At 70.8% G+C, this 12,327-nt stretch carries 14 protein-coding genes; 7 read left to right on the top strand and 7 right to left on the bottom strand.

All coding sequences use genetic code 11. From position 1 onward, the window contains the following. The first annotated feature begins 10 nt into the window (after positions 1–10). From AC6EI4_RS05365 to AC6EI4_RS05345, 5 genes are all read left to right on the top strand, one after another. Positions 11–1,012, top strand: coding sequence for an asparaginase (locus AC6EI4_RS05365; protein WP_498450805.1), 1,002 nt, complete (start codon positions 11–13; stop codon positions 1,010–1,012). 102 nt (positions 1,013–1,114) lie between these two features. Further along, positions 1,115–1,501, top strand: coding sequence for a helix-turn-helix domain-containing protein (locus AC6EI4_RS05360; RefSeq protein ID WP_498424193.1), 387 nt, complete (start codon positions 1,115–1,117; stop codon positions 1,499–1,501). Between the two features lie 41 nt (positions 1,502–1,542). Further along, positions 1,543–2,184 (top strand): hypothetical protein, encoded by a 642-nt coding sequence (locus AC6EI4_RS05355; RefSeq protein ID WP_498450804.1) that lies wholly within the window; start codon positions 1,543–1,545, stop codon positions 2,182–2,184. A 115-nt stretch (positions 2,185–2,299) separates the two neighbouring features. Continuing rightward, entirely contained in the window at positions 2,300–2,584 is a 285-nt protein-coding gene (locus AC6EI4_RS05350) for a DUF2516 family protein (RefSeq protein WP_498450803.1), read from the top strand. Positions 2,585–2,664: 80 nt separating this feature from the next. After that, complete coding sequence (locus AC6EI4_RS05345) at positions 2,665–3,057, top strand: phosphomannose isomerase type II C-terminal cupin domain (RefSeq protein WP_498450802.1); 393 nt, start codon at positions 2,665–2,667, stop codon at positions 3,055–3,057. Here AC6EI4_RS05345 and AC6EI4_RS05340 read toward each other — a convergent pair. Together AC6EI4_RS05340 and rfbB are read right to left on the bottom strand one after the other, a co-directional pair. Next, entirely contained in the window at positions 3,054–4,445 is a 1,392-nt protein-coding gene (locus AC6EI4_RS05340; RefSeq protein WP_498450801.1) for a sugar nucleotide-binding protein, read from the bottom strand. The two genes, AC6EI4_RS05345 and AC6EI4_RS05340, sit on opposite strands and share 4 nt — an antisense overlap. A gap of 5 nt (positions 4,446–4,450) precedes the next feature. Further along, the gene (rfbB, locus tag AC6EI4_RS05335; protein ID WP_498450800.1) at positions 4,451–5,449 is read right to left on the bottom strand and encodes a dTDP-glucose 4,6-dehydratase; all 999 of its coding nucleotides are present in this window, start codon (positions 5,447–5,449) and stop codon (positions 4,451–4,453) included. A gap of 70 nt (positions 5,450–5,519) precedes the next feature. Here rfbB and rfbA point away from each other — a divergent pair, with 70 nt between their 5' ends. Continuing rightward, entirely contained in the window at positions 5,520–6,383 is an 864-nt protein-coding gene (rfbA, locus tag AC6EI4_RS05330) for a glucose-1-phosphate thymidylyltransferase RfbA (protein WP_498450799.1), read from the top strand. Here rfbA and AC6EI4_RS05325 read toward each other — a convergent pair. From AC6EI4_RS05325 to gmd, 3 genes are all read right to left on the bottom strand, one after another. After that, positions 6,377–7,774 carry a sugar transferase gene (locus AC6EI4_RS05325; RefSeq protein WP_498450798.1) on the bottom strand — a complete coding sequence of 466 codons (1,398 nt, stop codon included), beginning with the start codon at positions 7,772–7,774 and terminating at the stop codon, positions 6,377–6,379. The two genes, rfbA and AC6EI4_RS05325, sit on opposite strands and share 7 nt — an antisense overlap. A gap of 214 nt (positions 7,775–7,988) precedes the next feature. Further along, positions 7,989–8,936, bottom strand: a complete 948-nt coding sequence (locus AC6EI4_RS05320; RefSeq protein ID WP_498450797.1) for a GDP-mannose 4,6-dehydratase — start codon at positions 8,934–8,936, stop codon at positions 7,989–7,991. Position 8,937: 1 nt separating this feature from the next. Then, on the bottom strand, positions 8,938–9,924 hold the full coding sequence (gene gmd / locus AC6EI4_RS05315) for a GDP-mannose 4,6-dehydratase (RefSeq protein ID WP_498450796.1): 987 nt from the start codon (positions 9,922–9,924) through the stop codon (positions 8,938–8,940). Between the two features lie 114 nt (positions 9,925–10,038). On the opposite strand from gmd, the gene AC6EI4_RS05310 reads away from it, so the two are divergent. Next, positions 10,039–10,950, top strand: coding sequence for an SDR family oxidoreductase (locus AC6EI4_RS05310; protein WP_498450795.1), 912 nt, complete (start codon positions 10,039–10,041; stop codon positions 10,948–10,950). Positions 10,951–10,989: 39 nt separating this feature from the next. Here the strand turns inward: AC6EI4_RS05310 and AC6EI4_RS05305 are convergent, their stop codons facing one another. Together AC6EI4_RS05305 and galE are read right to left on the bottom strand one after the other, a co-directional pair. Beyond that, positions 10,990–11,154 carry a hypothetical protein gene (locus AC6EI4_RS05305; RefSeq protein WP_498450794.1) on the bottom strand — a complete coding sequence of 55 codons (165 nt, stop codon included), beginning with the start codon at positions 11,152–11,154 and terminating at the stop codon, positions 10,990–10,992. A gap of 179 nt (positions 11,155–11,333) precedes the next feature. After that, the gene (gene galE / locus AC6EI4_RS05300) at positions 11,334–12,311 is read right to left on the bottom strand and encodes a UDP-glucose 4-epimerase GalE (RefSeq protein ID WP_498450793.1); all 978 of its coding nucleotides are present in this window, start codon (positions 12,309–12,311) and stop codon (positions 11,334–11,336) included. Positions 12,312–12,327 lie beyond the last annotated feature (16 nt).

Here is a 12,327-nt window from a genome sequence, read left to right as displayed (position 1 = left end):
CCCTGCGCCCATGTCCGCGTTCCCCATTTCCACCCACACTCCAGCCTCCGTCCCCACCGTCGTCGCCGAGATCGTCCGCTCCGGGTTCGTCGAGGGCCGTCACCACGGCTCGGTCGTGGCGCTCGACCGTGACGGCCGCGTCGACTGGTCGCTCGGCGCCGTGGACGTGCCGGTGCTGCCGCGCTCGTGCAACAAGCCGCTGCAGGCCGTGGCGATGGTGCGCGCCGGCCTCAACCTGCCGCCGCACCTGCTCGCGCTCGCCGCGGCCTCGCACTCCGGGGAGGAGTTCCACGTCCAGGGGGTGCGCGAGATCCTGGCGTCGGTGGGGCTCGACGAGTCGGCGCTGCAGACACCGCCGGACTACCCGCTCGAGGACCGCGTGCGCGAGGAGGTGATCCGCGCCGGCGGCTCGCCCTCCTCGATCTTGATGAACTGCTCGGGCAAGCACGCCGCGATGCTGGCCACCTGCGTGGTCAACGGCTGGGACACCGCGACCTACCTGCAGCCGGATCACCCGCTGCAGCGGCTGATCGTGCAGACCTTCGCCGAGCTCACCGGCGAGCCGGTCGACACCATCGCGGTCGACGGCTGCGGCGCGCCGCTGCTGTCCACCTCGCTGGTCGGGCTTGCCCGCGGCTTCCGGGAGCTGGCGCTGGGCCACCAGGGCACCGCCCCGGTCGCTGAGGCCATCCGGGCGCACCCGAAGTGGGTCTCGGGGACCGAGCGCGACGAGCGGCGCCTGCTGGCGGCGATCCCCGGGGCGATCGGCAAGGCCGGGGCCGAGGCCAGCTACGCGGTGGCGCTGCCGGACGGTCGGGCCTTTGCGCTCAAGGTCGACGACGGAGCGCCACGCGCGCGGCCGGTGGTGATGGCCGCGGCCCTGACCCGGGCCGGGGTGGACCGGGAGGCGGGCGTGGACGGCGCCGCCGTACGACGTACCGGGGAGCACATCCTGCTCGGCGGCGGGCTCCCGGTCGGGGAGATCCGCCCGAGCGCCCTGCTAGCTCCCTGAGCACGCTTCTGAGCTCGGTTCGCCTGGACGGATCTGAGGTTTTGCCGTGGCGTGCTTGCTGGGGGCTTGCGTTTGCTAGCAGTAGCAAGCACTATGGGGGACATGGTCAAGGGCAAGGTAGGCAAGACCGCCGAGTCGCTCGGTGAGTACCTCAGGGAGCAGCGGGTCTCCGCCGAGTACTCCCTGCGGCAGCTCGCCGATCTGGCCGGCGTCTCCAACCCCTATTTGAGTCAGATCGAGCGCGGTCTGCGCAAGCCCTCGGCCGATGTGTTGCAGCAGATCGCCAAGGCCCTGCGGATCTCGGCGGAGCAGCTCTACATCCGCGCCGGGATCGTCAGCCCCGACGACGGCGTGGCCGGCTCGGTCGAGCTCGCGGTCCTCGCGGACCAGGGGCTCACCGAGCGCCAGAAGCAGTCACTGCTCGACGTCTACTCGTCGTTCCTCGCGATGAACGCGGGGACCGCCGGGGACGACGACACCCACCACTAGGCCCCGGCCCGAAGCCGGGACCACCTGAAGGAGAGATCGACATGGCCAAGGCCAAGTTCGACATCAAGACCGAGGCGACCCGTCCGTTCTACGCCGGCGTGGGCGTCACCGACATCGCCGTCGAGTTCGTGCGCAACTACGTCACCGAGGCCCAGACCCGGCTCGCCGACGTGCAGAAGAGCGTCAGCTCCCTCGAACTCGAGCCCAAGGCGCTGCGCGAGCAGGCCGCCTCCGCGGTCAACGCCCGCATCGAGGCCGTCACCAAGGAGGCCAAGGCCCGCCAGGCGGCGGTCGAGGCGCGCGTCGCCGAGCTGCAGGGTGACGCCCTGGGCCTGCCCCGCCGGGTGCAGACGCTCGTCGACGGCAACGTCGCGGCCGTCAACGACACCTACCTCGGCCTCGTGAAGCGCGGCGAGACGCTGGTCGAGCGGATCCGCAAGCAGGAGGCCAGCCAGGCCACCGCCTCGTCGGCGAAGACCACGACGGCCAAGGCCAAGACCACCACCACCCAGGCCAAGAAGACCACCAAGACGGCCGCCAAGAAGTCCACCACGGCCGCCAAGCGGACCGCGAAGAAGTCGTCCGCGCCGGCCAGCGCCAAGGCGACCACGACTGCGGCGAAGAAGACCGTCGCCAACGCGACGCAGGCTGCTGGCGACGCCGCCAAGAAGGTCGGCGACTGAAGCGTCGTCGACGACGGGCAGCTGACGCTGTTCTGAGAGAGGGCCCCCGGAGGATGACTCCGGGGGCCCTCGACGTTCAGACAGTGGACCCTTCGACGCGTAGGGTGGAGGAGTGATGAACGTGTTCGCCCTCGAGAACGCCGTGATGCTCGTCGTGCTGCTGGTGCTGATCGTGGTGAAGGCATTCGCCTTCATCAACGCGATGACGTTCCCCGCCGAGGCCTACACCGCCGCCGGCAAGCTGACCAAGCCCGCCTGGTTGGCGATCCTCGGGCTCGGTCTGGTCTTCGAGCTGCTGATGTTCCAGCCGATCGGGTTCCTCGGGATCGCCTTCACGATCGCCGCCCTGGTCTACCTGGCCGACGTGCGACCCGCGCTCAGCTCGCTGCGTCGACGCTGAGCGGAACCGCGCTTCGCTGATCAGACTCGCCCGCCCCGGGTAGCCTTGCCCGATCAGGTGAGTCATGGAGAGGAAGCAGCGTGGGGGAGAAGTCAGCCGAGCGGCCGTGGGGCTCCTGGCAGGTCATCGACGACGGCCAGGGCTACAAGGTCAAGCGCATCCACGTCACGCCCGGGCAGCGGCTGTCCTACCAGACCCACCAGCACCGCTCCGAGCACTGGGTGGTGATCTTCGGGATCGCCACCTGTGTCGTCGACGGCGAGCTGATCGTGGCCGGCCCCGGCGAGTCGGTCGACGTGCCCACCGGCGCCCCGCACCGGATCTGCAACGAGCACTCCGAGGAGCTCATCATCATCGAGGTCCAGCACGGGGCCTACACCGGCGAGGACGACATCTGCCGGCTCAACGACGACTACGGCCGCGAGGGCGGCTCCGAGCTGAGCGTCGTCGAGCTCTCCGGCGAGATCCTCTAGCCGCCGCAGTAGCGGCGCAGCGCCACCAGGGCGTCCTCCGGCTCGAACCCGGTGCCGCGGAGCTTCGCCAGGCTCAGCGCGCTGTGCCGCGGGCGCGGAGCGAGGTCCTTGCCCGCGCCGTACTGCTCGGTGCTGATCGGCGTCACGTCGTCCGCGCTGCGCCCGGAGAGCTCGAAGACCGCCTTGGCGACGTCGGCCCACGAGGTCGGCTCCCCGGCGTTGCTGACGTGGTAGAGGCCGTACGGCGCCTGGGTGTCGAGCAGGTGGCGGGTGGCGCGGACCAATTCGGTGGTGAAGGTGAGCCGGCCGACCTGGTCGTCGACCACCGACGGCGAGACACCCTTGGCGGCCAGGGACTGCATGGTGCGCACGAAGTTGGCGCCCTCGCCGACCACCCAGGAGGTCCGCAGGATGTAGTGGCGCGGCGCCTGGGCGACGGCGACGTCGCCGGCGGCCTTGGTCTGGCCGTAGACGCCGAGCGGGCTGAGCGGCTCGTCCTCGGTGTGCTCGCAGCGGGTGCCGTCGAAGACGTAGTCAGTGGAGTAGTGCACCAGCGTGAGCCGGTGCTCGCGGGCGATCCGGGCCAGCGCGGCCGGCGCCTGCACGTTGACCGCCCAGGCGGCGACGCGGCCCTCGGGGGTCTCCGCGGCGTCGACGGCCGTGTACGCCGCGGCGTTGAGCACCAGCGCGTACTCGTGCCACGGCCAGGCGGCGAGCGCCTCGGGGTCGCACAGGTCGAGCTCGTCGCGGTCCACGGCCACCGCGCCGGGGAAGGCGTCGACCAGGGCGCGGCCCAGCTGCCCGTGCGCGCCGACGACCAGTGTCCGTTTCGGCGGCATCGGCGTCACCGCGTCCAGCGTCGGGTTGTGCTGGTCCTTCTCGGAGAGATCGGCCTCGGCCAGCGGGATCGGCCACGGGATCGCAGCGCTCGGGTCCCCGAGGTGCAGCGCCGGGTACGGCGTGCCCGGGCGCCAGTGGTCGTTGACCAGGTAGGTGTAGGAGGTGCCGTCCTCGAGCGCCTGGTAGGCGTTGCCCACCCCGCGCGGCACGAACACCGCGACGCTCTCGTCGATCTCCAGGTGGAACGTCGCGCCGAAGGACGGGCCCTCGCGCATGTCGACCCAGGCGCCGAACACGCGACCGCAGGCCACCGAGACGAACTTGTCCCACGGCTCGGTGTGGATCCCGCGGGTGGCGCCGTGGTGGGCGTTGTAGGAGATGTTGTTCTGCACCGGGCCGAAGTCGGGCAGGCCCAGTGCGAGCATCTTCTCGCGCTGCCAGTTCTCCTTGAACCAGCCGCGGGAGTCGCCGTGCACGGGCAGGCGCAGCACGACGAGACCCGGGATCGGGGACTCGTCGAGGCGCGGGGTCTCGACAGGCTCGCGCACCGGGGTCACTGGCCCTTCGCGGCGTAGGTGGCTTCGACGGCGTCCTTGTGCGGGCGCCACCAGTCCTCGTGGGCCTGGTACCACTCGATGGTGCGGGCCAGTCCGGTCTCGAAGTCCGCGAAGCGGGGCGCCCAGCCGAGCTCGGTGCGCAGCTTGGTGGAGTCGATGGCGTAGCGCATGTCGTGGCCGGCGCGGTCGGTGACGTGCTCGAAGTCGTCCTCGGGGCGGCCGAAGTGGCGCAGGATCATCCGGACCACGTCGAGGTTGTTCTGCTCGCCGTCGGCGCCGATCAGGTAGGTCTCGCCGACCTTGCCCTCGTTGAGGATCGTCCAGACCGCCGAGGAGTGGTCGTCGGCGTGGATCCAGTCGCGCACGTTGAGCCCCGCGCCGTACAGCTTGGGGCGGCCGCCGTCGATGACGTTGGTGATCTGGCGCGGGATGAACTTCTCGATGTGCTGCCAGGGGCCGTAGTTGTTGGAGCAGTTGGAGATCGTCGCCTGGACTCCGAAGCTGCGCACCCAGGCGCGCACCAGCAGGTCGGAGCCCGCCTTCGTCGCGGAGTAGGGGCTGCTCGGGTTGTACGGCGTGGCCTCGGTGAACCGCTCCGGGTCGTCGAGCTCGAGGTCGCCGTACACCTCGTCGGTGGAGATGTGGTGCAGGCGCACGCCGGCCTTGCGGACCGCCTCCAGGATCGTGAACGTGCCGATCAGGTTCGTCTGCACGAACGGGCTCGGGTCGTGCAGGGAGTTGTCGTTGTGCGACTCCGCGGCGAAGTGGACCACCGCGTCGTGCTCACCGGTCAGCCGCTCCAGGAGGGCGGCGTCGGCGATGTCGCCGACCACCAGCTCGACCCGGTCCGCGGGCAGCCCCGCCAGCGCCTCGCGGCTCGCCGCGTAGGTCAGCTTGTCGAGGACGGTCACCCGGACATCGGAGTGCGCGAGGAGGTGGTGGACGAAGTTGGAGCCGATGAAGCCGGCGCCGCCGGTGACGAGGAGACGATCCATAGTTGAGATCCTAGTGAAGTTACCTGCAGTGTCGGACCATCTTCGGTTGCCCGGCCCCTAGGGTGACCCTATGCGCGGAATTATCCTGGCCGGCGGCACGGGCTCACGACTGCACCCGATCACCCAGGGCATCAGCAAGCAGCTGGTGCCGGTCTACGACAAGCCGATGATCTACTACCCGCTGTCCACGCTGATGCTGGCCGGGATCCGCGACGTGCTGGTGATCACCACCCCGCACGAGGCCGAGGGGTTCGTACGGCTGCTCGGGGACGGCTCGCGCTTCGGGATCTCGATCAGCTACGCCACCCAGCCCAGCCCCGACGGGCTCGCCCAAGCGTTCCTGATCGGCGAGGAGCACATCGGCGACGAGAAGGTCGCGCTCGTGCTCGGCGACAACATCTTCTACGGCCCCGGGCTCGGTACCCAGCTGCGCCGCTTCTCGCAGGTCGAGGGCGCGGCCATCTTCGGCTACCACGTGGCCGACCCCACGGCGTACGGCGTGGTCGACTTCGACTCCGACGGGATCGCGGTGTCGCTGGAGGAGAAACCGGCCCAGCCGCGCAGCAACTACGCGGTGCCGGGGCTGTACTTCTACGCCAACGACGTCGTCGGCTTCGCGCGCGACCTCAAGCCGTCCGCGCGCGGCGAGCTGGAGATCACCGACCTCAACCGGATCTACCTCGAGGCCGGCCGGCTGCAGGTCCAGGTCCTGCCCCGCGGCACCGCCTGGCTCGACACCGGCACCTTCGACTCCCTCAACGACGCCTCCAACTTCGTGCGCACCATCGAGGGCCGCCAGGGCACCAAGATCGGCTCCCCCGAGGAGGTCGCCTGGCGGATGGGCTACCTCGACGACGCCGAGCTCGCCGAGCGCGCGCAGGCGCTGGTGAAGAGCGGCTACGGGGCGTACCTGCTGGGCCTGCTGGGTCAGTAGGCGCCGCGGGAGCCGACCACGGCCCCGAGGGTGCGGCCCAGGATCGACAGGTCCTGCACCATCGACCAGTTGTCGACGTAGTAGAGGTCGAGGCGGATCGCGTCGGCCAGGGACAGGTCGTTGCGGCCGGAGACCTGCCACAGACCGGTCATCCCGGGGCGGACCCGGAGCCGACGGCTCATGTGCCCCTCGTAGAGCGCCACCTCGCGGGGCACCTGGGGGCGGGGGCCGACCAGGCTCATGTCCCCGGAGAAGACGTTGAACAGCTGCGGGAGCTCGTCGATCGAGAAGCGACGCATCCACCGGCCCGGCTTGGTGATCCGGGGGTCGTCCTTCATCTTGAACAGCAGGGCGCTCTCGCCCTGCTCCTCCTGCAGCTGGGCGACCATGGCCTCCGCGTCCATGACCATGGTGCGGAACTTGAAGCAGCCGAACTCCACGCCGTCACGACCCACCCGGGTCTGTCGGAACAGCACGCTGCCGCCGTCGTGCAGCTTGATGCGCAGCGCGCTGAAGAGCAGAACGGGACTGAAGGCGAGGATCAGCGCCGACGAGCCGACCAGGTCGAAGACTCGCTTGGCCCAGCGCGAGGCGTGCACCGCGCGAGGTCCCTCGACGTGGATGAAGGGGAGCCCGCCGACGGGTCGCATGCTGACCCGCTCGCGCGACACGTCGGTGACGCTGGGAGCCACGATGACCTGCACGTCGTGAGGCTCGAGGTCCCAGGCCATCCGGCGCAGATGGTCGGACGAGCCGAGGGCCCCGCCGGCGATGAAGAGCACCTCCGCCCCCGCTTCCAGGGCAACCGAGGCGACGTCACCGGCGTTGCCGAGGACCGGCACGCCCGAGGGCGTCTCCTCGCTGAGGTCGTGCGGTGGGGTCAGGGCGCCCACGATCTGATAGCCCAGCCAGTCCTCCCGGTTGAGCACGTGGGCGACCTCGTCGATGTGCTCCAGGGTGCCTGCGATCAGCACCCGGCGCTGCAGCGCACCGGACTTCCGAGCCTGGTGGAGTGCGCGACGCAGCAGCCATCGAGCCAGCAGTAGTGCCACCGGGCCGAGGAGGAACGCCAGGACGTAGAAACCACGGGACAGGTCGAACTTCACCAGGTAGCACCCGATGCCGACGCCGGCAGCGGTACACAGGGAGGCGTTGGCCACCCGCCGGAATTCGTCGGTGCCCTCCCCGAAGATCGCGTTGCTGTAGCCACCGAAGGCCGCGATGATCGCCACCCACAGCGCCACGATCAGAGGGCCGGCCTGCCACAGCGAGGTGCTGAGCTCCGCCGTGCCGAAGCCGTCCAGCTGCTTGCGTCCCAGCCCGGCCGCGATCACCACCGCGACCACGACTGCGAGGTCCAGGACGAACGCCGTGAGCGGCAGCAGCTTCACGGAACGATGGCGCACGACGCTCCGTTGTCGTGTCGCGGTTTGCAAGTCCACCGTTATGTCGCCCCCGTTGCCGTTCTCCGACCGTGCCCCCGCGTGGGATCTCCCGCGCCAGGTCGAGTGACTCATCTTCGCGGTCGTTCGTTACGAGCGCGAGTCAACAGCCCTCAATCTCCGGAATTGGAGAGTGAGTCGCGTCACATGAGAGTTTGAAGTGTCAACTGAAGGTTAAATCCGCGTCCACCATCCGGGCGACGAGGCCGGCGAAGTCCACGCTGGGCGCCCAGCCGAGCCGCTCCCGGGCCCGCGTCGCGTCGCCGGCCAGCTCGGTGGCGTCGGCGGGGCGGGTGAGCCCGGCGTCGGTGCGCAGCCGCGACTCCCAGTCGTCGATGCCGGCGTGGGCGAAGGCGGTGGCGGCGAACTCGCGCACGGAGTGCGCCTCGCCGGTCGCCACCACGTAGTCGGCCGGCTCCTCGGCGCGGGCGGCGCGCACCATCGCGTCGACGTAGTCCGGCGCCCAGCCCCAGTCGCGGCGCGCGTCGAGGTTGCCCAGCGTCAGCGTCTCGGCCTCGCCGCGGGCGATCGAGGCCACCGTCGCGGTGATCTTGCGGGTGACGAACCGCTCCGGGCGGCGCGGCGACTCGTGGTTGTAGAGGACCGCGCTCACCGCGTGCAGCCCGCGCCGGCGGTACACGTCGACGGCGAGGTGGGCGTAGGCCTTGGCCGCGCCGTACGGGTTGACCGGGCGCACCGGCGTCCGCTCGTCCTGCGGGCTGCACTCGGGCTGGCCGAAGATCTCCGCCGAGGAGGCCTGGACGAACCGCACCGTGCGCCCCTCGCGCTCCTGCACCTGGCGCGCCGACTCCAGCAGCCCGACCGCCGCGAGCCCGTTCACCCGCGCGGTCAGGTCGGGCTCCGCCCAGGACTGGGCGACCGAGCTGATCGCAGCCAGGTTGTAGACCTCGTCGGGCGCGAGGTCGAGCAGCAGCGCGCGGGTCGTCTCGATGTCGGCGACGTCGCCGCGGTGCACGGTGACGCCGTCGGGCACCGCGGTCGGCTCGGTGTGCAGCGCGAGCGCGTGCACCTCGGCGCCGTCGGCGAGCAGGCGCTCGGCGAGGTAGCCGCCGTCCTGGCCGCCCACCCCGGTCACGAACGCGCGGACCACCTCAGAGCCCGGCCAGCCGGCGCTGCTCGGCCAGGTCGGAGTCGACCATCATCGTGACCAGCTCCTCGAAGCACACCCGCGGTTTCCAGCCGAGCACCTCGCGGGCCTTGCCGGCGTCGCCGACCAGCATGTCGACCTCGGCGGGGCGGATGAACCGGTCGTCCTGGCGCACGTGGGGCTCCCAGTCGTCGACCCCGGCACGCCGGAACGCCACCTCGACCAGCTCGCGGATCGAGTGGGTCTCCCCGGTGGCGATCACGAAGTCGTCGCCGTACGGCTGCTGAAGCATCAGCCACATCGCCTCCACGTAGTCGCCGGCGAAGCCCCAGTCGCGCTGCGCGTCGAGGTTGCCGAGCACCAGCTCGGACTGCAGGCCCAGCTTGATCCGGGCCGCGGCGCGGGTGACCTTGCGGGTGACGAACTCCGGGCCGCGGCGCGGCGACTCGTGGTTGAACAGGATCCCCGAGGAGGCGTGCATGCCGTAGGACTCGCGGTAGTTGATGGTCATGTAGTGGCCGTAGACCTTGCTCACCCCGTACGGCGAGCGCGGCCACAGCAGCGTCTTCTCGTCCTGCGGCACCTGCTGCACCTTGCCGAACATCTCCGAGCTCGACGCCTGGTAGAAGCGGATCGACGCCGGGTCGTCGCCGGCCTGCAGGCGCACCGCCTCCAGCATCGTCAGCACGCCCTTGGCGGTGACGTCGGTGGTCACCGCGGCGTTCTCCCAGGAGTAGGCCACGAACGACACCGCGCCCAGGTTGTAGACCTCGTCGGGCTGGGAGTCGCGCAGCGCGCGCATCAGGCTCGACATGTCGGTCAGGTCGCCGTTGTGCAGCTGGACGTCGGGGAGCAGCTCGCGCACCAGCTCGCGCTTGGGGTTGTTCTGCCCGCGGATCACGCCGTGCACCTCGTAACCCTTGTCGAGCAGCAGCTCGGCGAGGTAGAGACCGTCCTGGCCGGTGATTCCGGTGATGAGCGCGCTGGGCATGCCGGGATTGTGTCAGTACGCGCAGGAAGCGCGTGACGCCGTGCGCGCTGATCCGTTAGGGACAGCGTTGGGCACGATGCGCAGCGTGGGTACGACGACTTCTGGGAGGCTGGAATGGCACACGTGGACGCGAGCGGGCACACGCTGAGCGGGAAGGTGGTGCTGGTGACCGGGGCCGCCCGCGGCATCGGCGAGGCCACCGCGCGTGAGCTGGTCCGGCGCGGCGCCCGGGTGGTGCTGGCCGACGTGGACGAGGCTCCGCTGCGGGTGCTGGCCGACGAGCTGGGCGAGGCCGCGGTCGCCGCCCGGTGCGACGTGGTCGACCTCGCCTCCGTGGAGGCGGCCGTCGCCGCCGGCGTCGAGGCCCTCGGCGGCATCGACGTGGTGCTCGCCAACGCCGGGATCGCGTCGTACGGCTCGGTGGCGGCGGTGGACCCGGCGACGTTCCGCCGGCTGATGGACATCAACGTGCTCGGCGTCTTCCACACCGTGCGCGCCGCGCTGCCCTCGCTGGTCGAACGGCGCGGCTACGTGCTGGTGGTCTCGTCGCTGGCCGCGTTCGCCCCGGCGCCGGGGCTCGCGGCGTACAACGCGTCGAAGGCGGGCGTCGAGCACTTCGCCAGCGCGCTGCGCCTCGAGGTCGCCCACCAGGGCGTCGACGTCGGCATCGCGCACATGGCCTGGGTCGACACCCCGCTGCTGCAGGACGCCAAGGCCGACCTCAGCGCGTTCCGCGAGCTGATCTCGCGCCTGCCCGGGCCACTGAAGCGGACCATCGGGGTCGAGGAGTGCGTGACGCGCTTCGTGCGCGGGATCGAGCGTCGGCAGCGTCGGGTCTACGTGCCCGGGTACGTGCGGCTGCTGGGCTGGGCCAAGCCGGTGGTCACCTCGCGGCTCGGCGAGTTGCGCTCGCGTCAGCTGGCGCCCGAGCTGCTGCCGCGGATGGACGCCGAGGTGGCGCGGCTCGGACGCTCGACGAGCGCGCGCAACCTCGGTCTCGACGGACGGGGCGCGGGCCTCGGTTGAGACCCGGGCGAGGTGGGGCAGGAACGGTGTGCGGACGCCTCAGTGGAGGTGTCGGAGGTGATGCCGCGCGAGCCACGCCTCGAGGACGTCGACGAGCGGACTGAGATCGATGAGGGGCTGGCGTGAGGTGGTGGTGACGCCCGCGGTGCGGTCGACCTGTGCGCTCCCGAGAGCGAGCGACGACGAGGAGGGTTCCTCGTCCATGCCCATCCATTCCGCAATGGAGGGCGGGAGTGGCTGCCACGTCATGCAGCATCCCTACCCGACTATGATCTGAATCACACTCGACGGCTGGCCGTGTCCCCAGAATTGGGCCCGGCGATGGCGCGGCTCGGACGCGCAACGTCGAGGCGGAAGGGCGGGGCGCGGGCCGCTGACCGGGGTCAGCGCGGGTAGGCGTCTCCGGCGGCCTGCCGTGCCGCCCAGGCGCTGGCGACCATCTGGCGCAGGTCGTGGCGCATCTCCCAGGCCAGGTCGCGCGCCGCGAGCTCGCCGCTGGCCACGATGCGGTCGGGGTCGCCGGGACGGCGCGGGTGGACCTGCGGCTCGAAGTCGATGCCGGTGACCTCGCGGATGGTGTCCATGATCTGACGCACCGAGCTGCCGTCGCCGCTGCCGAGGTTGTAGACCGGCTCGAGGGGCTCACCCGCCGAGAGTCGACGGGCGGCCGCCACGTGCGAGAGCGCGAGGTCGGCGACGTGGATGTAGTCGCGCACGCAGGTGCCGTCGGGGGTGTTGTAGTCGTCGCCGTTGATGCGTGGCGTGTCCCCGCGGTAGAGCGCGTCGAACACCAGCGGGAACAGGTTGTGCGGGCTGGCGTCGAAGAGGTCGTCGGACGCCGAACCGACCACGTTGAAGTAACGCAACGACGTGTGGTGCAGCCCGTGCGCCACCTCGGCGTCGCGGAGCAGCCACTCACCGATCAGCTTGGTCTCGCCGTAGGGGGACGCGGGGCGCGTCGGCGTCTGCTCGGTGACCAAGTCGGAGTCCGTCGCGCCGTACGTCGCAGCGCTGGAGGAGAAGACGATCTTGTCGACACCGGCCTCCTGCATGGCGCGCAGCAGCAGCACGGTCGCGGTGACGTTCTGCTCGTAGGTGTGCAGCGGTCGCTGGACCGACACCCCGGCGTACTTGAAGCCGGCGACGTGGATGACGCCCTCGACGTCGTGCTCGGCGATGGTCGCGGCGATCGCCTTCTCGTCGAGCAGCGTCGCCTTCACCAGCGGCACGCCCTCAGGCACGAACGACGCGAAGCCGGTGGAGAGGTCGTCGATGACCACCGGCCGCAGGCCCGCCTCGAGCAGCGCTCGCACCACGTGGGAGCCGATGTAGCCCGCTCCGCCTGTCACCAACCACGTCATCGTGCGCTCCTCGTCC

The sequence above is a fragment of the Nocardioides sp. Z43_10 genome, from assembly GCF_059766615.1.
The sequence above is the reverse complement of the archived record's forward strand: the minus strand, read 5'-3'. Positions and strand labels throughout refer to the sequence as shown.